Here is a 223-nt window from a genome sequence, read left to right on the forward strand (position 1 = left end):
TGTGTCGGTTTGGGGTACGATTCAATGTCACCTGATGCTTAGAGGCTTTTCCTGGAAGCCGGGCATCAACCACTTCACCGCCGTAGCGGCTCGTCATCACGCCTCAGTGTTGCAGCAGAACGGATTTGCCTGTCCTGCCCACCTACACGCTTAAACCGGGACGACCGTCGCCCGGATGGCCTAGCCTTCTCCGTCCCCCCTTCGCAGTCACATTCAGTACAGG

1 rRNA gene is annotated in these 223 nt (G+C 58.3%); it reads right to left on the bottom strand.

From position 1 onward, the window contains the following. A 23S ribosomal RNA gene (locus ABR397_RS25805) occupies nucleotides 1–223 on the bottom strand; the annotation flags it as partial.

Source organism: Photorhabdus viridis (assembly GCF_040256935.1).
Taxonomy (GTDB): domain Bacteria; phylum Pseudomonadota; class Gammaproteobacteria; order Enterobacterales; family Enterobacteriaceae; genus Photorhabdus; species Photorhabdus viridis.